Below are 22,974 nucleotides of genomic sequence, written 5' to 3' on the forward strand. Positions count from 1 at the left end.
TGATAGTATCCAAAGTCCACCTAATGAATAGGTGTGTAAGAAATAGCGTAAAACAAGGTTTTAAAGAGGTAGAAATGAGTAATACTATGCAATCTATGGCACTAACTGTCCCACAAAGTGGCAGCATTGAATCATACATGCAATCGGCTTATAGCATTCCAATGCTTACTGCTGAAAAAGAGCACGAGCTCGCTACCCGTCTACACTACGATGGTGACTTAAGTGCCGCTCAAGAATTAATCATGTCGCATTTACGTTTTGTTATCCATGTTGCCAAAGGTTACTCTGGCTATGGTTTACCACAAGCTGATCTTATCCAAGAAGGTAATGTAGGGTTGATGAAAGCAGTAAAACGCTTTAACCCGGAAGTAGGCGTACGTTTAGTATCGTTTGCTGTGCATTGGATTAAAGCCGAAATTCATGAATTCGTATTGAAAAACTGGCGCATTGTTAAAATTGCGACAACAAAAGCGCAACGTAAATTATTCTTTAACCTTCGCAAAAACAAAAAACGTCTTGGTTGGTTTAGTAATGATGAAGTTCATACTGTAGCTGAAACGTTAGGTGTATCTACCAAAGATGTACTTGAGATGGAAAATCGCATGGCAAGTAGCGATCAAGCGTTCGACTTGTCTGATAGTGACGATGACGCCGGCCAACAAACCAGCAGTTTTTCGCCATCACAATACCTAGAAGATCACAGTTCAGATTTATCAGAGCAAGTTGAGAGTTCAAACTGGGATAACCATGTTAACAATCAACTAACTCAAGCTATTACTAGCCTTGATGAACGTAGCCAAGATATTATTAGAGCGCGTTGGTTAACCGATGATAAATCAACACTGCAAGATTTAGCCGATAAATATCAAATATCAGCTGAACGTGTTCGTCAGTTAGAAAAAAATGCCCTTAACAAGTTAAAAGGCTCTATTGCTGAACACTAACAATGTAGTGAATAGCTAATAATTGAATAAAAAAGCCAGGTTTAACCTGGCTTTTTTGCATATGGAAGCCTTAAATTCGACAAGAGATGATTCACTGCTAAACTTATTAACTCACAATGAATAAAAACAGCTCAATACAGCACTTTGAAGGAACAAAGGCAGAATATGACAGGAAGAAAAATTTCCGCAATACAAAAGCTCAAGTCTCTTTTAACGCAATATAAACAAACGAAAAAAGTTCAGACTGGCTTACTTAAACTTTCTGAGCTTTGCTGCTTAGTTACAGACATGTCTGCTTTTTATCCTGCTTTACAAAAAATTATTCAACAGCATTTCCCTGCTGAAAATTTATATATTCAGCTATATACACAAGCAAATTCAGACCAAGCCGAACACTTTTATATAGATGAACTTAATTGCTCTCCAATTGAACAACAACTTACCCCTGACATCATCGACTTTATTAATAACATTCCAAATCCTGTATTAATAAATCACGACCAAGTCAGTATTTTAAATAACGACAATAGTATTAATGAAAGACCCTTCCCAACACGAACGAGGCAAACACACTTAATTGATGTGTGGTTAGCTGCGCCATTATTAGTTGAAGGCTTAACCATAGGCATTGTTGGGGTAAAAGGCTTTATCAATCCAAATCATAAAGCACAAACAAACTTAGAGTTGATTAAGTTTATCGCGACACTTATTGCTGCTGCCATACATCGCAATAGAGCCAATGAACAGCTTAAACTTTACAGTAAAGACATAGAAGACATCATCTTCGATCGGACTCAAAATTTACAAAAAAGTAATTTTAATTTACGCCAACAAGTTGAACAGCGCCGAAAAAGCGAACTTAAACTTTATTACGATGCTCACCACGATGCCTTAACTAAGCTGCCTAACAGAGCAATGTTTACTGATCGTTTAGAGCAATCGATTAAGCATCTTAAGCGCCATATTAACCATCGCTTTGGCGTGCTATTTATCGACATAGATCGCTTTAAAGTGATAAATGATACCTTAGGGCATCACGTTGGTGACGAGTTATTAATACAAATTGCTGACCGTATTTTAGAGTGCATTCGTAGTAACGATATTGTTTCTCGTTTAGGCGGGGATGAATTCGTAGTATTACTTGATACCCTGGCGCATTCTGATGATGCTGAAGATATTGCTAATCGTATTATTGAAACGATAAAACAACCATTTACTATTGATAACCAACAGCTATTTTCAAGTGCCAGTATTGGTATTGCCATTTGTGATCAACACTATAAACAAGCAAGCGATGTACTACGAGATGCTGATGCTGCCATGTACCAAGCTAAATCAATGGGTCGCGGCCGCTTCATGTTCTTTGATGAAAGTATGCGAGAAGAGCTATTGGCGAACCTTTCTCTTGAACAAGACCTGCGTCAAGCAGTAAATAACCAAGAGTTTATTCTGCACTATCAAAAAATTTCAGAATTAATTGGTTCAGATACTATTGGTTATGAAGCTTTATTGAGGTGGCAACACCCAACTAAGGGGTTAATGTCGCCCACCAGTTTTCTTGAACTAGCCGAAGAAACAGGCTTAATTATTGATATTGAAAACTGGGTTGTTGAAAGTGTAGCCAAACAGATAAAACTTTGGGATGAACAACCTGAAGACAAAGGCAGTTTTGTATCGATAAACCTGTCGGGAAAGCACATACTACAAACAAAACCAGTACAGCAGCTTAGCAAATTAATCCAACAGCACTTTAATGAGCCAGAACGATTAATTATTGAGTTTAATGAAAAAGCATTTAATGAACAGTCAGAGCGCTCATTAAAAAACTTAAAAATCCTCAAAAAAACCGGAGTTAAACTCGCTCTTGATGATTATGGTTCAGGTCAATCCTCGCTTAATTACTTAAATAACTACCCATTTGAGTTTATTAAACTGGAGCAAAATTTTGTTCGGTCATTTTCAACCAACATGAAAAACTGGGAGTTGGCAAAAAGCTTAGCTGCGCTAGGGGAGTCTTTTGGTTTTAGATTGGTTGCGGAAGGAATAGAATCCCAAGCTCAATTAGAAAAGGTAATTGCAGCTGGGTGTGAATATGGCCAAGGGTTCTACATTAGTAAACCAAAAGCGATCGAAGCCGACGAACCAGATAATGACGTAAATCATTGCGCGTAAAATACCTGCCTTTTACAACAAATTATATAATTTTTTACATTTAATTAGGCTCTAGCACCTGTCTTTTATATTGTTATGCGCTAATATAAATTAGCTTTTTAATGACCTAGTTGATTTATTTTATATGTCTATTTTTAAAATCATCAATACTGGCGCAGAATTTCAACCGTTTAATGTTGCCAATAAAATAAAAACCAACAACTGGATTACGGTAATTACCGTATTCATCTCAGCGACCTATACCCTTATGTATCTGTTAATTTTAAAAGAAAATGTCGTTGGTTTTTTAAACTTAGGCTTTACAATCGCTTACGCTCTTGGTTATTTGTTTATGCGTTTTAATGCCATAAAGAATGCCAAATTATGGTTTTTTTCGGTGTTAATGTTGCATTTATGGGCCTGTACGAATATTTTTGTCACTAAATTATCGGGGTTTCATTTATTCTACTTTTTAGTACCGGTTGGAGCATTTTTATTATTTGAATTACACCAACAAAAAGAAAAAGTAATACTCTCACTTATTGCTACCGCATTATTTTTCTATTGTGAAAACACCATCAATACCACGCCATTAATCCTCTTGTCACATGAAGCGAACAACACCATTTATCAATCAGTCGTATTTTTCACTATGATTGAATTAGTGGTAATTTCAGCGATGTTTAATCAACAAATATCTCATCATGAGGCACTAATAAACAATCGAGATAAAACAGATAAGCTAACCAATTGTTTGAATCGTAATTACTTTTTTGAAGCTGGCCAAGAGCAATTAGACATCGCAAACTCAAACAATAGACCGTTCTCTTTAATTTTAACTAATTTAGATAATTTCAAACGCATTAACGATAAGTACGGCTATTTAGTTGGTGATGACTATTTAATCCATTTAGCAACGTTATTAAAAAGCTTGTGTAATAAAGGTGAAATGATTGGTCGTATCAGCGGTGAAGAGTTTGTCATTACTCTACCAGAATACACTAGGCTGGAAGCTGAAAAGTTTGCTCAAAAGTTGAGTTATCAAATTGAAAATATGCCTTTTATCAGTGCTGACAAGCAAGCTATTTCCAACACCATGAGTATGGGGGTCGTTGTCCATAATTCGTGTGAAACGATTGGGGAGTTAGTATCGATTGCCGATACAGCCTTATATCAAGCCAAAATTATGGGTGCAGGTAGCATAGACTTTATTGAGCAAATGGCTTAATTAGAAACGAATTTCTTAAATAGAAACGAATCTCGAATACATTGCATTTCGAATTACGAAGTAGCTATCGAAGCGTCAGCATATTCGAAGGTGCAAAGCGCCGAGTTCGCACCTGTTGAACTTAGCTTTTAGCCTGCTTTTTAGCATCTAGCATGGCTCTTAGCCCAGCTACTCCTGCTTTGCCTTTATTTTGCGCTTCTTCTGCGCTCTGCTTACGTTGCCCGCCTTGCTCCCAGGCTAAATCATCTTGCGGCATTTCGTATAAAAATCTTGATGGCTCAGTTCGTATAACCTCACCGTATTGTCTGCGCTCTTGCGCATAAGTAAAAATTAACTCTTTCTGCGCTCTCGTTACACCTACGTAAGCCAACCGTCGCTCTTCTTCAATATTATCTTCATCAATACTGGTTTGATGTGGCAACATACCTTCTTCCATGCCAATAAGGAACACATAAGGAAATTCTAGGCCCTTTGATGCATGCAAGGTCATCAATTGTACTTGATCAGCTTCACCTTCTTCTTCATCTCTTTCCATCATGTCGCGCAAGGTTAAACGAGTAACAATTTGCGCCAATGTCATCGGCTCATTCTCATCATCGCCAGCAAGCATATCGGTAACCCAGCTAAACAGTTGTGTCACGTTCTTCATGCGCATTTCTGCTGCTTTGGCACTCGGAGATGTATCGTACAGGTAATCTTCGTAATTAATGCCTTGAATGAAGCCTCGAAGCACTGCAGCAGTATCACCACGGTTGGCGTTATCTTCTGTTTCGACAATTAAACGGGTAAAACGTTGTACGTGCGCTAAACCTCTACCCGTCAAATGTTGCTCCAAGCCTAATTCGAAACTGGCAGCAAACATGCTTATTTGGCGAATATTGGCGTACGTTCCGAGTTTTTCGAGTGTTGCAGGGCCTATTTCTCGTTTGGGTACATTAACAATGCGCAAAAAGGCATTATCATCATCCGGATTAACAATAACGCGTAAATACGCCATTATGTCTTTAATTTCTGCGCGCGAGAAAAACGAGGTGCCGCCACTTATTTTATAAGGAATGCGATTTTGCATTAACACTTTTTCGATCACTCTTGATTGAAAATTACCTCGATACAAAATGGCGTAATTTTTAAACTGGCTTTTGTTTAAAAAACGATGACCTAGTAATTCACCGGCTACCCGCTCAGCCTCATGATCTTCATTTTTTGTTTTGACCACTCTAAGCTCTGGACCGTAAGCTAATTCACTAAAAAGCGCTTTGTCATACACGTGCGGGTTATTGGCAATAAGAATATTTGCACACTTTAATATGCGGCCACTGGAGCGATAGTTTTGCTCTAATTTAATCAACTTTAATTGTGGAAAATCTTCACCAAGCAATACAAGATTTTGTGGCTTAGCACCACGCCAAGAATAAATAGACTGATCATCATCGCCAACCACAGTTACCCGTGCTCGCTCGCCTACTATATTCTTTACTAATTCATATTGGCTGGTATTGGTATCTTGATACTCATCCACTAACAAGTATTGAATTTTTCTTTGCCAACGCTGACGGACTTCTTCATAGTTTCGTAGTAGCAAGGTAGGGATCATGATCAAATCATCAAAATCTAGGGCATTATAAGCTCGCATATTTTGATGATAACGTTGATAAAACTCAGCAAACATGACTTCATCAGCGCCACGAGCTCGTTTTAATGCACCATCGGGTAACATTAAATCGTTTTTCCAGTTGGAAATCATACTTTGTAAACGGGACAATAGCTCTTTATCGCCATCAAGCTCTTTTTCTGTAAGCTCTTTTAATAATGACAATGTATCTTGGTCATCAAATAAGGTAAAACCTGGTTTAAAGCCCAAGGTTTTAATTTCTCGTCGCACAATATCAAGGCCCAATGAATGAAACGTTGATACCATCAACCCACGAGTCAAATCTTTGCCAAGCATTTTACCGACGCGCTCTTTCATTTCTCGAGCAGCTTTGTTGGTAAACGTTACGGCCGCTATATTGCGAGCTTTATAACCGCACTCTTGAATTAGGTATGAAATTTTCTGACAAATAACCCCCGTTTTACCACTACCAGCACCTGCCAGTACCAGGCATGGCCCACTAACGTAGTTTTTTGCTTCATTTTGTCCAGGGTTAAGTTTCATTTATGAGTAATTACTAGAAAATTTTAAAGTGGCAATTTTACCTGCTTTTTTCAACAATACCAATTCCATTAATTAGGTGATTAACTGAGAATGCTAGATAAAGTGTTATAACAATTGAAATTTGATAGAGATAGTTATTCATATCTTTATTAAATTTCAGGTAGTTAAAACGTTTTAGCTAGGTTCCCAACGGGTAGCATTTATGTCTTTTATAAATGTTACTCAGCAAGCAGGTAATTGTTGGAAGTGGTATAAAACTAATAAGTGTTAACAAATTTATTCAAAGCCTGTGCTTAACAAGCATTAGTAGGTATTATATGCGTTATATATGTACTGATTTAACGAGAACAATATGATTAACGCTAAAAAAATTGAAGATATCGCCAAACAAATTACTGAAGCAATTCCTCCAGGCGTAAAAAATGTGGCCACTGATTTCGAATCAAAAGCGAAGCAAGTATTACAAAGTAAACTATCTCAATTAGACGTAGTTAGCCGTGAAGAGTTTGATGTACAAACACAGGTATTAATCAAAACTAGAGCTAAATTAGATGAAATGGCAGGCAAAATCGCCGAACTTGAAGAGAAAATAAAAACAGAAAGCTAATATTAACTTATGCTTTTGGAATGCCCTGGTTCACATAAACATCAAAACGATTTTTCTTCATTTTGATACTCGTTGATGGTTTTTTACCATTTAACGGCTCTGCATAACTTGGGCGCTTCACCACGACTCTGTATTTTGCCAATGCTAATGCCTGATCCAATAAGTCATCAGCGTCAGGATCACTTCCCACCAATGTTTGAAATACCCGCATCTCCTTTTTAACGGCAGCAGACTTTTCTCGGTGTGGATACATTGGGTCAAGATAAACAACATCGATATCAGTAAGCTTGCTCATTGCATCAATTGAGGAAGCATTTATTAACGTTAAACGCTCAATGAGCCAATCACCAATATCAGCATCTACCTTACCACGCTCTAAACCATCATCCAGTAGCGCCGCAACAGGTAACTGGCGTTCCATCATGGTAACTTTGCAGCCTAAACTCGCTAATAAAAAAGCATCTCGACCAAGCCCCGCAGTTGCATCCAATACATTTGGCTCAAAGCCATGTTTTAAACCAATTGCTTTGGCAATATCTTGACCACGACCACCACCAAATTTACGACGATGAGCGACTGCACCACCAATAAAGTCAACAACAATACCGTCGAGCTTTGGCTCATCTGTTTTGTGCAATTCTAATTGATGATCGGTAGCTAATAAGTAAAAAGGGCTTTTTACTTTTTTTAAATCTCGTAATTCACCACCGTAAGGTAATCCCCATTTTTGTGCAGCATGCTCTGCTCGCATAATGTTGTTAAAACTATCAGCGAAAACTAAACAATGTGGTGATACGTTTGAGTCAGTCATTAATTTGTTGGTACTTGTTCTACATGAAAATGATTATCACCGGTACTTAAAGCAATAAGGCGGCTGATCTTCTTTAAACTATAACCGCTTTGCTCACGCCATTCATTAAAGCATTGTTGAATAGTGTTTAAGCTGGTCTTGCTGGTAAGTCCGCCGGTGATTAACTCATGATTACGAAAATAACTTTCTACATCGCGACTCAACAAGAAGGTGTCCTTCCCTAATGATCTAAGTGCATAAGGCCCGGTATTACCCCCTAAGCGCTGACCGTGCTTTTTAAGGTAACTCCATAAACCGATGATGTCACTTTCAGGCCAGGCAGCAATAAATTCACTAAAGCTGCCCTGCTCAAGTTCAACATCATGGATCATATGGGCATTAGCCTTTATGGTTTGCACTTTTTTGAAATTGCGAATTATTTTTGGATCTTGAGCTTTTCGTTCAAGCATCTCATCGGGCATCATTAATATTTTCTCAATATCAAAATTGAAAAAATGCTCCTCAAAACTAGGCCATTTATTTTCGACCACGCGCCAAACAAAGCCTGATTGAAATACTTTTTTGGTGAATTCAGCCAAAAACCTATCATTACCCAACATTGCTAATTCAGCATTTGAATTTGCTAAGGTTTGATAAGGCGAAAGTAGCAGTTCGACATTATCTGCACCGCCCTTGCGATCGATTGCTCGTTGGTAAATTGACTGAATTTTTTCCATAATTTAAGTTATTTAATCCAATTATTATGCATTAATGCCACTATGACGTAATAACGCATCTACTTGTGGCTCTCGACCACGGAATGCTTTAAATAACTCCATAGGCTCTTGTGAACCACCTTTTTCTAACACACACTCTAAAAAATCTTTGCCGGTACTTGCATTAAAAATACCTTCTTCTTCAAAGCGCGAATAAGCATCAGCAGATAACACTTCAGCCCATTTGTAAGAATAATAACCTGCGGCATAACCGCCGGCAAAGATATGACCAAAGCTGTGTTGAAAACGATTAAACTCTGGCGCCTTAACAACAGCATATTGAGCACGAACCTGATCAAGAATTTGTTGCACTTGATTGTCAGCTTTTGCATCAAAGTCAGCATGAATTTTAAAGTCAAAAATACTGAATTCAAGCTGTCGTAACATTTGCATTGCCGATTGGAAGTTTTTCGCCGCCAACATTTTATCCAACATTTCTTGTGGTAATGATTCACCAGTTTCAAAATGTGATGATAAAAACGCAAGGGCTTCAGGCTCCCAACACCAATTTTCTAAAAACTGGCTTGGTAATTCTACCGCATCCCATGGCACGCCATTAATACCAGCGACACCAGCGGCATTAATTTGAGTAAGCATATGGTGCAAGCCGTGACCAAATTCATGGAATAACGTTACCACTTCATCGTGAGTAAATAACGCCGGTTTATCACCTACAGGCTTGGTAAAGTTACAGGTTAAAAATGCTACCGGTAATTGCACGGTATTTTTGCTTAACTGGCGACGACCCACACAGTCGGCCATCCAGGCACCACCTCGCTTTTTATCACGAGCGTATAGATCTAAATAGAAGCTGCCTCGTAAGTTTTGGGTATTATCATAGACATCAAAAAAGCTAACATCTTTATGCCAAACATCAACGCCCGCTCGCTCTTTAATGGTTAAACCATATAAACGATGTACCACCTCAAACAAACCAGACACAACTTTATCTTCTGGGAAATATGGGCGTAGGTCTTCGTCTGATATAGAGTACTTAGCTTGTTTTAATTTCTCAGAATAATAAGCAAGATCCCATGGATTAAGTTGCTCAATATTAAGTTCGGTTTTAGCAAAGTCGGTCAATTGGTTGAGATCTTCACCACCTTGAGCTTTTGATTTACTAGCCAAGTCTTCTAAGAACCCTAGCACCTGCGTAGTGTTTTCTGCCATTTTAGTCGCAAGTGACTCTTCAGCGTAGTTAGTAAAACCTAAGAGTTGGGCAACTTCATGACGTAGTGCCAATGTTTCTGTGATTAATGCTGAGTTATCAAATTCGCCAGCATTTGGGCCTTTATCTGATGCACGAGTAACATAAGCTACATACATTTTCTCGCGTAACGCTGCATTATCAGCATACATCATTACAGGTAAATAACTTGGTATATCAAGCGTGAATAACCAGCCTTGCTTTTCTTGTGACTCGGCCAATTGTTTAGCGCCGGCTAATGCACTTTCAGGCAAGCCGGTTAACTCACCTTCATTGGTAATATTTATCGTGAATGCACCGGTTGCATCTAATACGTTATTACTAAAGTTAGAAGCAAGTTCTGACAATTTAGTTTGAATTTCACCGTAACGAGCTTTTTTATCATCTTCTAAAGCAATACCTGATAATTTGAAATCTCGTAATGCATTACTAATGACTTTTTGTTGTGCAGCATTCAACGTGGCAAATTCATCGCTATTGGCAAGTTGTTGGTAGGCATTGAATAAACCTTTATGTTGACCAACCCATGTGCCGTATTCAGACAACATGGCTAAACAGGAATCATAAGCATCACGTAGTTCATCACTGTTTACTACTGAGTTCATGTGTGACACTGGTGACCAAATTTTTTCAAGCTGATCATCAACCTCATCGATATAAGCTACCAGGTTGTCCCAGGTAAAAGGTCCATCACTGGCAACGACCTGCTCAATGGCTTTTTTACCATTAGCAATCGCTTGCTCTACTGCAGGTTTAATATGATCTGGTTTGATTTGGGAAAACTCAGGAAGGCCTGTTTGCTCTAGTAATGGATTGCTCATAATGCTGCTTATAATATTAGGGAGATAGTAATACTACTAGAGATAAGTACTTTTAGTTGATTATTCAAGTAACATTCAAAAAAAAGACGCCGTTGGCGTCTTTTCTTGTAGGTAATTAGTATGATGAGTTTAATTATTCTTGCACGAGTTTATTCATGATCACCGCACATACTGCATCACCAGTAATATTTAACGCTGTTCTGATCATGTCAAAAATTCTATCCAAGGCGAATAATAATGGTAAACCTTCAATTGGAATTCCAGCAGCAAGTAACACGGCAACAACGAGGAAGGATGGCCCAGGTACGCCTGCTTGTCCTATAGCACCAATAGTCGATGTAAAGATGATAGCCACATAAGCCCCCATGCTTAATTCAACACCGAACATTTGCGCGAAAAATACCGCTACTAATCCATAATAAATAGCATTACCGCTCATATTTATGGTGGCACCTAAGGGTAATACAAAAGATGCTACCGAGTTTTTCACTTGTAATTCTTCTTCACATACTTCCATCGTTACTGGCAAAGTGGCCATGCTTGAAGCAGTTGATAGTGCTACCGCCTGAGGTTTTTTCATCTTCGATATAAAGTCTTTTACTGGTACATCTGATAAAAACTTCACCATTAGGGGGTACACAATAAAGCCAAAGATAATTATCGCTAGTAAAAAAACCATAACCAACTTAACGATGATACCCAGTACATCAAAACCAAATGTGCCCACGGCATCAGCCATTAAACCAAACACGCCTATAGGGGCAATAATCATCACTTTGTTTATCATCCATACAAACGCGTCAATGATTGTTGTAATTCCCGCTAAAAACGGTTTTGCTCGCTCAACGCCAACCTTAGTAATAGCAATACCAAAAAACATGCAAAATACGATTATTTGTAGAATGTTACTTGAATTTAATGATTCAAAAATGTTTGTTGGGATCATCGCCAAAATGGTATCAAATACACCTGCCACTTCACCTTTATCAGCATAAGTATTGGCAAACATACTAGAAACCGCGGAAGTATCTACTCCTAATCCTGGCTTAAACAGTTCTCCTAGAAAAATAGCTAACAACACTGCAATTGCTGATGTAATCATGAAAAAAGCGATAGTACCAAAACCAACTTTCCCGGCAGAGGGACTAGCCCCTAAATTAGCTGCGCCAGAGATAATAGAAACGGCGACCAAGGGTACGACTAGCATAGTAATTAAATGAATGAAAATAGCCCCTAAAGGAGCAAAAACTGACGCGTCGGCTCCCATAAGTACACCAACAACAGCGCCAATCACCATAGCGATGACGACCTGTAATCCAATATTGTGCTTAAAGCCTTGTTTAACTGATGTCATAAATATCTCTTTGTTAATTTACGCTCGAGGGGAACCCTTAAATGCGCTATACATTTCAATACTGACAAATTTAACGCCCAGCAATTTGATCTAAATAGCTTTTATACATCTTAGATCAAGCTTCTACTATATAAAAACATATGTAATTAGGATGTTAAGTGTATCAACCCTCATAAGCATAGCTTATGCCTCGTTTTGCAACTGAGAAACAGTTCGTTGAAATAAAATCTATGAAACTTCACTCTTATAGTTGAAAAATGTGTTGTTGAGCACAATTATTAAAGCATCTATTTTATTTAGGAATTATTCATGAGCCAACATTTTGACTACATAGCCCTTGGCGCTGGCAGCGGCGGAATCGCATCAATAAACCGAGCAGCAATGCACGGCAAAAAGTGTGCATTAATAGAAGCAAAAGCATTAGGTGGTACTTGCGTAAACGTTGGATGTGTTCCTAAAAAAGTAATGTGGTATGCAGGGCAAATTGCTGACGCAGTACACTACTCTAAAGATTATGGTTTCGATTTAACTGCTGGAAAATTAAATTGGGAAAAACTTGTTGAGAGTCGACAAGCCTATATTTCTCGTATTCATCAGTCATATGACAATGGTTTGGCTAAAAATAACGTCACCGTTATCAATGGATTTGGTAAATTTATTGATAAAAATACCATTGAAGTAAATGGTGAAACCTATACAGCTGACAACATATTAATTGCCACTGGCGGTCGCCCTAGTGTGCCAAACATTCCAGGTGCGGAATATGGCATAACTTCAGATGGATTCTTTGCATTAAATGAACAACCTAAACGCGTAGCCGTGGTAGGCGCAGGCTATATTGCCGTTGAAATTGCCGGCGTATTAAACGCTCTAGGTAGTGAAACGACTTTATTAGTGCGTAAGCATAAACCATTACGTGATTTTGACGACATGATGTCAGATACCTTAGTTGAGATCATGGCGGCAGAAGGGCCAACCCTAAAAACACACTGCACGCCAAAAGAAGTCATTAAAAATAGCGACAACAGCTTAACGCTAGAACTAGAAAATGGTGAAGCTATTACCGTTGATGCAATTATTTGGGCCATTGGTCGCGAACCAGCTACAGATAACATTAATATTAAAGCAACAGGCATAGAATTAAATGCTCGTGGGTTTATCGATACAGACAAATATCAAAACACTAGCGTTGAAAATATTTATGCTGTTGGTGATAACACAGGACGAGCACAACTTACACCTGTTGCAGTCGCTGCAGGTCGTCGTTTATCAGAACGTTTATTTAATGGTAAAACCGATGAGCATCTAGATTACAATCTGATCCCAACGGTAGTATTTTCACACCCAACAATTGGCACTATCGGCTTAACTGAGCAACAAGCTATCGCTTCTTTTGGTGATGAAGACATCACTGTTTATACCTCTCAGTTTACTTCTATGTATACCGCGGTAACACAGCATAGACAACCATGTAGAATGAAGCTTATCTGTCAGGGTAAAAATGAAAAAATTGTGGGTATGCACTGTATCGGACTTGGCAGCGATGAAATGCTACAAGGCTTTGCTGTGGCCGTTAAAATGGGCGCTACCAAGGCTGACTTTGATAACACAATTGCAATACACCCAACAGCTGCCGAAGAGTTCGTTACTATGCGTTAACGGTATTATTCGACAATAAACACCAATACCGGCTTTGTTAAGTTGGTGGTGTGTGGAAAAATCAAATTCGTATCAGCTCAATGACTAGAATTAAATTCGGAAATTGAGCTTTTTTTTGTACTTTTTTTCTTGGCACTTTTGTTAATAAAAAGTGATGACTATAACCAAGTTAGCTGCAAGCCTTTATTTATCTGGGTAATCACTTTTTTACATTAAAAACAAAATTATCAATTGAATTAATTAGTTAATATATTGTTAAAAAACCGTTTGTTTTCGAAAATCTTTCTGCTAGTATCATTATCCCATTTAGGAAAAACTCTTTTCAATATTGTTTACCTTTTGGGATTTATGGAAAAATTATCCACATCTATTTTACCAATAATAATAAATAGAAACGGTCAGTTGTATCTTCCGAACATCATAAACATTAAGCCTTACAGGCATTTTACACTTGCTAATTTTCTTTATAGCAGGTGGACTTAGTAATTCCTTCAACAGACTTATCCACAGAAACGATCCTTTTCCACAGTTTTTCAATACCAAACTAGATCAATCTATGGCATGCTATTGCCAGTAATTTCAAAGATAATAAACTAATACCATGACTCAATCCTCCCCTTATATTCTCGTTGACGGTTCGTCTTACTTGTTTCGCGCTTATTACGTACCATATTTACAAGCACTTTCAACAAAAGATGGCCATCCTACCGGTGCGATCACCGGTGTATTAAATATGATCAAAAGTTTGCAAAAAGATTATCCGACAGGAAAGATCGTTGTTATTTTTGATGCCAAAGGTAAAACCTTTCGTAACGATTTATACCCAGAATATAAAGCAAATCGTCCTCCGATGCCTGATGATTTGCGCAGCCAAATAGCACCGCTGCATAAAATCATTAAAGCCATGGGATTACCATTATTAGTTATCGATGGTGTAGAGGCCGATGACGTTATCGGAACGCTGGCCGACCAAGCGAGTAAACTTGGTTTAGAAACAGTAATTTCAACCGGCGATAAAGATATGGCGCAGTTGGTTACCGAACATGTCACCTTAATCAATACCATGACTAATGTCGCTATGGATGTTGATGGCGTTATTGAAAAGTTTGGTGTTCGTCCCGATCAAATCATCGATTATTTAGCATTAATGGGCGACAAAGTAGATAACATTCCTGGCGTTGAAAAGTGTGGCCCTAAAACCGCAGTAAAATGGTTAACAGAACATGAAAATTTAGACAATGTTATTGCCAACGCTGACTCTGTAAAAGGCAAAATAGGCGAAAACCTTCGATCAGCACTTGATCAATTACCGCTTTCTTATGAGCTTGCAACGATAAAACTGGATGTTGAACTTGAGCAGCCAATTAATGAAATAGAAGCTGTTGATGCTGACACAGATACTTTACGAGAAATGTATACCGAGTTTGAACTTAAACGTTTACTCGCCGAGCTTGATAAAGGTAAGTCTGGCAGCGATACACCCGCAGCAACTGAAGCCCCAGATGCAGAAGAAGATGAAGAATTACCTGCTGCGATTGAAAGTTCATACGACATTATTTTAACCAAGGCTGAATTACAAACCTGGCTTGATAAATTAAATTCCTGTACTGAATTTGCCTTTGATACTGAAACTACCAGTGTCAATTATATGGAAGCTAAGTTAGTAGGGTTATCATTTGCTATTGAAGCTGGCAAAGCTGCTTATGTACCACTTACTCATGATTATATAGATGCACCTGAACAGTTAGATTTAGATTGGGTATTAGCGCAGTTTAAACCACTATTAGAAAGTACCAGCATTTTAAAAATAGGCCAAAACTTAAAATATGACGCTAATGTGCTTAGTCATTATGACATAACCATACAGGGTGTTGGTTTTGATACCATGCTTGAATCGTATTGTTTAAACAGTGTTTCCACTCGACATAATATGGATGCTCTGGCTGAAAAATACCTGGGTTATAAAACAGTGCATTTTGAAGACATCGCCGGAAAAGGAGCAAAGCAACTTACCTTCAATCAAATCGATGTTGAAAAGGCAGGACACTATGCTGCAGAAGATGCTGATATAACTCTGCGTTTACACCAAGCAATTTGGCCTAAACTGAACAAACTGGCAGAGCAAAAGCAAGTATTCTCAGAAATTGAGTTACCGCTTATGCCCGTACTTGCCCGTATGGAGCAAACAGGTGTGCTAATTGATTCTGAACTTCTAAATGAACAAAGTCATCAAATTGGCATGCGTTTAGATGAACTGGAGATTCAAGCACACAACGTGGCAGGTAAAAGCTTTAACTTGAGCTCACCAAAACAACTTCAAACAATTTTGTTTGAAGAGCAGGGCATTCCGGTGATCAAGAAAACTCCAAAAGGTGCTCCTTCAACAGCTGAAGAGGTATTACAAGAGTTAGCTTTAGACTACCCATTACCTAAGTTGATTATTGAGCATCGTGGTTTAAGTAAATTAAAATCAACCTATACTGACAAATTACCATTAATGGTGAGTGAAAAATCTGGTCGTGTGCATACTTCATACCATCAAGCTGTAACAGCGACCGGACGTTTATCTTCAACTGATCCTAACCTGCAAAATATCCCAATTCGCAGTGAAGAAGGTAAAAAAATCCGCCAAGCGTTCATCGCACCGCAAGGTTATAAAATATTGGCGATAGATTACTCGCAAATTGAATTACGCATTATGGCGCATTTGTCGAATGATAAGGGTCTATTAACTGCGTTTGCTGAAGGCCGAGATGTTCATCAGGCAACTGCCGCTGAAATATTCAATATAGAACTGGACCAAGTAACCTCAGATCACCGTCGTAGCGCAAAAGCGATTAACTTTGGCCTTATATATGGTATGTCTGCATTTGGTTTATCTAAGCAACTGGGCATTGCCCGTGGTAAAGCTCAAGATTATATGAATACATATTTTGAACGTTACCCTGGCGTATTAGAGTACATGGAAAATACTCGCCAATTAGCCTCTGAACAAGGCTATGTTGAAACAATATTTGGCCGCCGACTATTTTTACCTGAAATTAAGTCCAGAAATGGGGCAAGACGAAAAGCTGCTGAGCGCGCCGCAATAAATGCACCAATGCAAGGCACGGCCGCAGACATCATTAAAAAAGCTATGATTGCGGTCGATAAATGGCTCGTAGAAAGCAATGATCCACGCATAAAAATGACCATGCAGGTACACGATGAGCTCATTTTTGAGGTTGAAGAAAGCATAATTGTGGAAACAACCGAAAAATTAGTCGAAATAATGAACAATGCCGTGCAATTAAATGTGCCATTAATCTCTGAGGCCGGTACTGGCGACAACTGGCAGCAAGCGCACTAATTGAATATTAATGTAATAAAATTACAAAAGCATTCATTTGGTATAGAAAACACAACAATAAATTGCTATTTTTTTCACTTTTTTTACAAAAATGTAATAAAAATTAGAATAAATACTTTACAAGCTAGAGTTAACACTCTAATATAGCCTCATTCCTAACGGAATTCTTGTTGTAATAACTTTTGTTTTCTAGCTTCCCCATAAGCTTCTAACCAACGTCCTTGACGTTGGTTTTTTTTTGCCTGAAATAAATTTCCACGGTAAAGTTGCATTGCTTCATCCTGCTTTACAAATCTAATGTCATCCCTGACGATTTGCATTGCTTCATCCATGAAGCAAAAACAAAAAACTTGCTCCTCGATAACTGCTCCTGCGTTATTCTACCTACATACGTCCTTGTATTAGTGCATTTTTGTCATATAGGCCTTCCATGGCCAAAAAAAAAGAGCCGTGAGGCTCTTTTTAAGAAATGTGTTTCTAATTACTCGCTTTCTTCGAAAGCCTCATCATCTTCAGGCTCAACTAATTCTTGATGTTCGATATTAATAAACCAGTCACTAATTACAGCTGTTGCTTGTTCTAAACCAACTTTTGTTAATGATGAGAACGCCTGCACCTTTACATTATCATGCATTGCCAGGCATTTTTTGCGAACCTGTAATACTTCAGAGTTTCTTTTACCAGGCTTTAATTTATCTGCTTTAGTGAGTAAAACTAATGTTGGTAACTGACAATCGTTTGCCCAATTAATAAGGTCTACATCTAAGTCCTTCAAAGGGTGGCGAATATCCATTAATAAAACCAAGCCTTTTAAGCTCATGCGCTTTTCTAAATATTCAGCTAACGCTTTTTGCCACTTTTTCTTCATTTCTAAAGGAACTTTAGCAAAGCCGTAACCCGGCAAATCGATTAAGCGTCGATTTTCTCTAATATCAAACACGTTGATAAGCTGCGTACGACCAGGAGTTTTACTCGTTCGTGCCAGGGCTTTTTGATTAGTTAGGGTATTTAAAGCACTAGATTTACCCGCGTTAGAACGACCGGCAAAAGCAACCTCAATACCACTATCAGCTGGGAGGCGACGAATGTCGGGAGCACTTAGCTCAAATTTGGCAACATGTAAATTAACCATAGGAGTTGTCAAAACGGGATCCACCATAAATAAAGACGTAAAAATAAATTAAAATAACTTATTCAATTATATCCTGTTTTTAACATTTTGAGGCAGTGTTTTTTTGTAATCAGGGCTACAAAGGCAATTAATTAATCTTTTTATCGAAAATTAATCAATAACCATTACACGAACACGGGAATTGTGTAAAATAGCGTAAATTTTTATTACTCTGGGTAAAATAAAGCTAATAAACAGTGTTTATCGTTTTATATTATTCAGTAAAAAGCGCTTTTAAAGGGATTAATCAGTAGTAAAACTGAGGTCCATGGTATTAACAGGCAGAACATCTATGAAAAAAATCATTATTTCAGCAATTTTAGGTTTCGGGTTATTAGGCAACGCATTTGCCGCTGGCGATGCAACCGCTGGCAAAACTAAGGCAGCAGTTTGTGCTGGTTGTCACGGAGCAAATGGTATCGGTATCGCTGATGCATACCCTAACTTAGCTGGCCAACACGCTGATTACATTGCTAAGCAATTAAAAGCATTTAAAGATGGTTCTCGCAAAGACCCTGTTATGGCGCCTATGGCTGTTGGCTTATCTGATCAAGATATGAATGACGTAGCAGCTTACTTCGCAACATTCAGCCTTGCAGGTGAAAGTACACAGGCAGCAGCTGATTCTTCATCAGCAGATACTGCAGCAGCACCTGCACCTATCGCAGCACCTGCACCTATCGCAGCACCAACAATGGTAGCTGATGCAGCCGCAGGTAAAGGACTATATGAAAACGGCGATACTGCTCGAGGTATTACCGCGTGTGTTGATTGTCATGGTAAAGAAGGCAACTCAGACGTTCTGATTAACCCTAACCTTTCTAAACAACATCCTGAGTACATTGAAAAGCAATTAAATGCGTTTAAAGATGAATCTCGCACTAACGTTTCAATGAACGTTGTTGCTAAAAACTTAACAGAGCAAGACGTTGCTGATTTAGGTGCTTATTTTAAAGACCCAGCAGCTGTAGCAAGTGTTGTAGCTAAAAAGCCTTCAGCAGCAAAATTAACATTTGTTGGTGATGTTGAAGCAGGTAAAGCTAAAGCGGCGATGTGTGCTTCATGTCACGGCGCAGACGGTAATGCTTTAGTTGCAATGTACCCTAATTTAGCAGGCCAACATGAAAAATATCTAGCTAAGCAATTAGCTGATTTTAAAGCTGGTCCAGAAGGTCGTAACGACCCAGTAATGGCCGGTATGGTAGCAGCTTTATCGCCAACAGATATGCAAGACTTAGCTGCTTATTTTGCTAGCCAAAAGCCGAGAGCAACAACAACGGCAACGAACAACGTTGGCATGAAGCTATATCAAGGTGGTGATGCATCACGTGCAATTACTGCGTGTATCGCTTGTCATGGTACGGATGGTAAAGGTGCTGCATTGGCTGGTTTCCCTGCTGTTAGCAACCAAAGTGCAGATTACTTAGCATCACAACTTGCTAAATTCCGCGATGGTACTCGTCACAATGATATGAATTCAATGATGGCTAACATTGCTGCTAAACTAACTGATGCAGATATTGCCGCAGTAGCTGAATACATGTCTTCTTTAAAATAAGTTAAACTTATTTAAAGGTTTTAGACAGCCTTGAATTAACAGAATTTGTGCCATCCTTGGCAATTCTAAGTTAATTCATCCTTGAATTAAAAAAGCAGCTAAATAGCTGCTTTTTTTTCGTTTGGTGTAATACCAATTAATCTTCCGATGTTTCGGTAGTTTCTTGAGATTGTTCCTGTTCAGGTTTTTTCTCTTCGCCACCACAAGCGCCACAGCAACCCATAATATTCTCCAGTAAGTAAAAGTAGTCGTATATTACTTGATTAAATCAGTCGGGTATTTGATGAAAATCAAAGTCTTTGAATGTTAATTTTTTGTGACCACTCTCTTGACCCCTGTCAATATGTAAAAATTATTAGTAGGTATACTTGCTACTAATAATAAATCCAACATATAGAGGCCTTATGCCAAACAACAAACGTTTTTTACAAAAAGTTTCCACATTCTGCGCTAAGACTTGCTTCGTTATTGCTGCTATTGCAGGGGTAATATTAGTGCTTAATTCCGGCGAGGCAACTGAGGTGTACAAAGCAACTGTAGGTGCAACAACATTCTTTTTCTTTATGGTAGGCATTGTATTACATGCTATAGGTGCTACCGACATCCCCGATTTAAAAATTAGAAAAGATTGAATATTTAGCTAGATAACGCCATGTGCTAATGGAAACACTGATGATTCTGTCGTGTTACTGTATTGAAATTCTGTTTGGCTTTTACTTAGAGAAGAAAAATGGGGTGGCTAATGGGATTTGAACCTCATGGCAATCAAGAATGGAATCACAGGTGATTCTGTCGTGTTACTGTATTGAAATTCTGTTTGGCTTTTACTAAGAGAAGAAAAATGGGGTGGCTAATAGGATTTGAACCTCACGGTAATCAAGAATGGAATCACAGGTGATTCTGTTGTGTTACTGTATTGAAATTCTGTTTGGCTTTTACTTAGAGAAGAAAAATGGGGTGGCTAATGGGATTTGAACCCACGACAACCGGAATCACAATCCGGGGCTCTACCAACTGAGCTATAGCCACCACTGAGGTGTTGCGTGTATGAACTGTCTCAAGCTTTGAAACAGTGCGCGGATTGTATATTAGATAGCAGATTTCTTGCAAGTATTTTTGCAACTTTTTCCCCTAAAATTCAAATACCCCCCGCTAATTTAACCGTTAATTTACATTTGTTGCAAAAGTCTGATAGATTAACTTAAAACGATATTAATAATAAAAAAATTAAACATGGATGTATTGCTATTTAATTTAGAAATAAGCAATAACAGCAAACTGATTTTGCCTTAATGGAAATATTTACTTGAATAATAAAATTTTCAATAACCTGCTAAAAGTAATACTTCTTGCATTTATTTGTCTTACAACGTTGCCTAGCTTTAGTGCTTCAGCACAGCAGGTAATATTAGTTGATGGTTCTGAAAATGGTTCTTCAATTGAGGGTTCTGTTAAGTATTTACTTGATGAGCAATCTAGTCTAACAGCCGAGCAAGCTTGGCAAAAAGAAGACTTTTTTAAAGAAAGTGCTGAAGGTAATTCTTGGTTAGGTAATATTGCCGGTTCCGTTTGGAATAGATTCATTATTAAAAATAATGGTGATGCTGCAATAGTTATTCATATCGAGTACCCATATCATCAACCTTCGACCGTAGTACTGTATCAACGTACACTCGGCAGTGAAGAAAATTTCCATTCAACTAAAGATACCCTTTTTGAAAGCACTTCTGATCGCTCAATCGCTTTTCCACGAGTTGCTTTACCTCTTGAATTGAAACCATTGGAAAGTATCGAGGTATTGTTAGAAACATTCAGTGATGTGGCTACGCCTAGGTTTGTCGAGTTTAGAGTTTGGTCAACCAAGGCAATTGTGAAAGCGTCTAATATTGAGCATGTTATCTTTGCAATAGTTGTTAGTTTTATCATTATTTCAGCGTTGCTCAGCTTCGCGTTATTTAAGTTTTTACAAGAAAAATTCTTTCTCTGGTACAGTTTATTTGCTTTAAGCTCTTTACCTGTCCTAGGGTTAACCACTGGCATTTTAAACTTGTATGTTCCTAATTTGGACTATCACCCGCTTGGTACCATATCAATGATTGTGATGATGGCTGCAGGCTTACAATTTATGCGGGTTTATAGTAATGCCGCGTATCATTCAATAATCGCTGATAAAATTATGCATTTAACCTTAATGCTAGTACTCATTGCATTACCGGTTGCGATTATTGGCTTTCATGAACTGGCTATGCAAATTCAACAACTGGCAATTTTCACTTTCCCGGTAGCAATTATTGCCGCCATATATTGTGGTAGTTTAGGTGAGAAAAAAATCACCACTATGGTATTGGCTAAGTCTTTATTTTTCATCATATTACTAAGCACTAACTTACAAGCCTGGGGCTGGGTATCTCCTTCTTATGGTTTAGTGTTTTTACCCACTATGGGCATGCTCGCCCAGCTCATTTGCCTGCTTTGGGCAATGTACGGCAAAGCAACTACACATTATAAACATGGCTCAACAGAAGATTTAGATACCGTAAGCAATGCTTATGAAAAGGCGTATGCCTTACAGGAGCAAGTTAAGCAACAAAACCAAATGCTTAAGGCCGCGAAAGAACAGGCTGAATTTGAAGCCAGAACCGATATGCTCACTCACTTGCCGAACCGACGTGCATTTATGAATCTCGCTAAAATGGCTATCGCACAAGCTAATCGTCAAGAAAAACCATTGGCATTTATCGCCTTTGATATCGACAACTTCAAACTCATTAACGACCAATATGGTCACCCTGCTGGTGATCAAACATTAAAAGAAGTGGGTGATTTAACGCGCAGTATCATTCGTGCAAGTGACTTTTGTGGGCGAATAGGTGGGGAAGAATTTATGATCGGTTGTCATAATAACTCGTTAGGCGATGCCTATAACTTAGCCGAACGTATCAGAAAAGCGATAGAAGAGTGTGTGATCAAGTTTGATGGCCTGGAGTTTTCTACCACAGTAAGTTTAGGTCTTGCCCAAGTTGAAGAAGGTGATACGTTAGAATCGGTGATCAAGAAGGCCGATGAAGCAATGTACTTATCAAAAACTGAAGGCAAAAATAGAGTGTCTCATTACGCAGCGTAATATTTATTGCGCTAACATATCCACTATTCAATATTATCAACTGCTATACTTAAGCCAATTTTCAACACTTATAAACAGCA

The 22,974-nt window shown here is 38.4% G+C and carries 16 protein-coding genes and 1 tRNA gene; 9 read left to right on the plus strand and 8 right to left on the minus strand.

Annotated features, from left to right (window positions below; genetic code table 11):
- The first annotated feature begins 74 nt into the window (after positions 1–74).
- The 3 genes from rpoH to RI845_RS18600 all read left to right on the plus strand — a co-directional run bounded on the left by rpoH (position 75) and on the right by RI845_RS18600 (position 4,323).
- The gene (gene rpoH, locus RI845_RS18590) at positions 75–944 is read left to right on the plus strand and encodes an RNA polymerase sigma factor RpoH (protein WP_348387666.1); all 870 of its coding nucleotides are present in this window, start codon (positions 75–77) and stop codon (positions 942–944) included.
- A 165-nt stretch (positions 945–1,109) separates the two neighbouring features.
- Positions 1,110–3,116 (plus strand): putative bifunctional diguanylate cyclase/phosphodiesterase, encoded by a 2,007-nt coding sequence (locus RI845_RS18595; RefSeq protein ID WP_348387667.1) that lies wholly within the window; start codon positions 1,110–1,112, stop codon positions 3,114–3,116.
- A 124-nt stretch (positions 3,117–3,240) separates the two neighbouring features.
- Positions 3,241–4,323 carry a GGDEF domain-containing protein gene (locus tag RI845_RS18600; protein WP_348387668.1) on the plus strand — a complete coding sequence of 361 codons (1,083 nt, stop codon included), beginning with the start codon at positions 3,241–3,243 and terminating at the stop codon, positions 4,321–4,323.
- Positions 4,324–4,444: 121 nt separating this feature from the next.
- On the opposite strand, the gene rep is transcribed toward RI845_RS18600, so the two are convergent.
- On the minus strand, positions 4,445–6,478 hold the full coding sequence (gene rep, locus RI845_RS18605) for a DNA helicase Rep (RefSeq protein WP_348387669.1): 2,034 nt from the start codon (positions 6,476–6,478) through the stop codon (positions 4,445–4,447).
- Positions 6,479–6,830: 352 nt separating this feature from the next.
- Between rep and ubiK the strand changes: the two genes are divergently transcribed.
- The gene (ubiK, locus tag RI845_RS18610) at positions 6,831–7,085 is read left to right on the plus strand and encodes a ubiquinone biosynthesis accessory factor UbiK (protein WP_348387670.1); all 255 of its coding nucleotides are present in this window, start codon (positions 6,831–6,833) and stop codon (positions 7,083–7,085) included.
- A 7-nt stretch (positions 7,086–7,092) separates the two neighbouring features.
- On the opposite strand, the gene RI845_RS18615 is transcribed toward ubiK, so the two are convergent.
- The 4 genes from RI845_RS18615 to RI845_RS18630 form a co-directional block, all read right to left on the minus strand.
- The gene (locus RI845_RS18615; RefSeq protein WP_405054136.1) at positions 7,093–7,836 is read right to left on the minus strand and encodes a class I SAM-dependent methyltransferase; all 744 of its coding nucleotides are present in this window, start codon (positions 7,834–7,836) and stop codon (positions 7,093–7,095) included.
- Between the two features lie 59 nt (positions 7,837–7,895).
- Positions 7,896–8,612: a DNA-3-methyladenine glycosylase I gene (locus RI845_RS18620; protein WP_348387672.1), complete on the minus strand. Its 717-nt coding sequence runs from the start codon at positions 8,610–8,612 to the stop codon at positions 7,896–7,898.
- 24 nt (positions 8,613–8,636) lie between these two features.
- A complete protein-coding gene (gene prlC / locus RI845_RS18625; protein WP_348387673.1) occupies positions 8,637–10,679 on the minus strand; it encodes an oligopeptidase A in 2,043 nt (680 codons plus the stop codon).
- Between the two features lie 133 nt (positions 10,680–10,812).
- Positions 10,813–12,033, minus strand: coding sequence for a dicarboxylate/amino acid:cation symporter (locus tag RI845_RS18630; RefSeq protein ID WP_348387674.1), 1,221 nt, complete (start codon positions 12,031–12,033; stop codon positions 10,813–10,815).
- A 309-nt stretch (positions 12,034–12,342) separates the two neighbouring features.
- On the opposite strand from RI845_RS18630, the gene gorA reads away from it, so the two are divergent.
- Positions 12,343–13,692, plus strand: a complete 1,350-nt coding sequence (gene gorA, locus RI845_RS18635) for a glutathione-disulfide reductase (RefSeq protein WP_348387675.1) — start codon at positions 12,343–12,345, stop codon at positions 13,690–13,692.
- A gap of 601 nt (positions 13,693–14,293) precedes the next feature.
- Positions 14,294–17,041, plus strand: a complete 2,748-nt coding sequence (polA, locus tag RI845_RS18640) for a DNA polymerase I (protein ID WP_348387676.1) — start codon at positions 14,294–14,296, stop codon at positions 17,039–17,041.
- Between the two features lie 155 nt (positions 17,042–17,196).
- Here the strand turns inward: polA and RI845_RS18645 are convergent, their stop codons facing one another.
- On the minus strand, positions 17,197–17,373 hold the full coding sequence (locus tag RI845_RS18645) for a hypothetical protein (RefSeq protein ID WP_348387677.1): 177 nt from the start codon (positions 17,371–17,373) through the stop codon (positions 17,197–17,199).
- Positions 17,374–17,522: 149 nt separating this feature from the next.
- Positions 17,523–18,200: a ribosome biogenesis GTP-binding protein YihA/YsxC gene (gene yihA, locus RI845_RS18650; protein WP_405054060.1), complete on the minus strand. Its 678-nt coding sequence runs from the start codon at positions 18,198–18,200 to the stop codon at positions 17,523–17,525.
- A gap of 304 nt (positions 18,201–18,504) precedes the next feature.
- Here yihA and RI845_RS18655 point away from each other — a divergent pair, with 304 nt between their 5' ends.
- Positions 18,505–19,770 (plus strand): c-type cytochrome, encoded by a 1,266-nt coding sequence (locus RI845_RS18655; protein WP_348387678.1) that lies wholly within the window; start codon positions 18,505–18,507, stop codon positions 19,768–19,770.
- Positions 19,771–20,174: 404 nt separating this feature from the next.
- The gene (locus RI845_RS18660) at positions 20,175–20,402 is read left to right on the plus strand and encodes a hypothetical protein (protein ID WP_348387679.1); all 228 of its coding nucleotides are present in this window, start codon (positions 20,175–20,177) and stop codon (positions 20,400–20,402) included.
- A gap of 321 nt (positions 20,403–20,723) precedes the next feature.
- On the opposite strand, the gene RI845_RS18665 is transcribed toward RI845_RS18660, so the two are convergent.
- Positions 20,724–20,799, minus strand: a tRNA-His gene (locus RI845_RS18665).
- Positions 20,800–21,076: 277 nt separating this feature from the next.
- On the opposite strand from RI845_RS18665, the gene RI845_RS18670 reads away from it, so the two are divergent.
- Positions 21,077–22,894 (plus strand): diguanylate cyclase, encoded by a 1,818-nt coding sequence (locus RI845_RS18670; RefSeq protein WP_348387680.1) that lies wholly within the window; start codon positions 21,077–21,079, stop codon positions 22,892–22,894.
- Positions 22,895–22,974 lie beyond the last annotated feature (80 nt).

This window comes from Thalassotalea nanhaiensis (assembly GCF_031583575.1).
In the GTDB taxonomy this organism is placed as follows: domain Bacteria; phylum Pseudomonadota; class Gammaproteobacteria; order Enterobacterales; family Alteromonadaceae; genus Thalassotalea_A; species Thalassotalea_A nanhaiensis.

Bases quoted from the DNA above. Each gene is read 5' to 3' on its own strand.
- RI845_RS18615 (WP_405054136.1), bottom strand. From the start codon at position 7,836: ATGCGAGCAGAGCATGCTGCACAAAAATGGGGATTACCTTACGGTGGT.
- yihA (WP_405054060.1), bottom strand. From the start codon at position 18,200: ATGGTGGATCCCGTTTTGACAACTCCTATGGTTAATTTACATGTTGCC.
- rep (WP_348387669.1), bottom strand. From the start codon at position 6,478: ATGAAACTTAACCCTGGACAAAATGAAGCAAAAAACTACGTTAGTGGG.
- RI845_RS18655 (WP_348387678.1), top strand. From the start codon at position 18,505: ATGAAAAAAATCATTATTTCAGCAATTTTAGGTTTCGGGTTATTAGGC.
- prlC (WP_348387673.1), bottom strand. From the start codon at position 10,679: ATGAGCAATCCATTACTAGAGCAAACAGGCCTTCCTGAGTTTTCCCAA.
- RI845_RS18660 (WP_348387679.1), top strand. From the start codon at position 20,175: ATGCCAAACAACAAACGTTTTTTACAAAAAGTTTCCACATTCTGCGCT.
- rpoH (WP_348387666.1), top strand. From the start codon at position 75: ATGAGTAATACTATGCAATCTATGGCACTAACTGTCCCACAAAGTGGC.
- RI845_RS18645 (WP_348387677.1), bottom strand. From the start codon at position 17,373: ATGGATGAAGCAATGCAAATCGTCAGGGATGACATTAGATTTGTAAAG.
- RI845_RS18595 (WP_348387667.1), top strand. From the start codon at position 1,110: ATGACAGGAAGAAAAATTTCCGCAATACAAAAGCTCAAGTCTCTTTTA.
- polA (WP_348387676.1), top strand. From the start codon at position 14,294: ATGACTCAATCCTCCCCTTATATTCTCGTTGACGGTTCGTCTTACTTG.
- ubiK (WP_348387670.1), top strand. From the start codon at position 6,831: ATGATTAACGCTAAAAAAATTGAAGATATCGCCAAACAAATTACTGAA.
- RI845_RS18620 (WP_348387672.1), bottom strand. From the start codon at position 8,612: ATGGAAAAAATTCAGTCAATTTACCAACGAGCAATCGATCGCAAGGGC.
- gorA (WP_348387675.1), top strand. From the start codon at position 12,343: ATGAGCCAACATTTTGACTACATAGCCCTTGGCGCTGGCAGCGGCGGA.
- RI845_RS18600 (WP_348387668.1), top strand. From the start codon at position 3,241: ATGTCTATTTTTAAAATCATCAATACTGGCGCAGAATTTCAACCGTTT.
- RI845_RS18630 (WP_348387674.1), bottom strand. From the start codon at position 12,033: ATGACATCAGTTAAACAAGGCTTTAAGCACAATATTGGATTACAGGTC.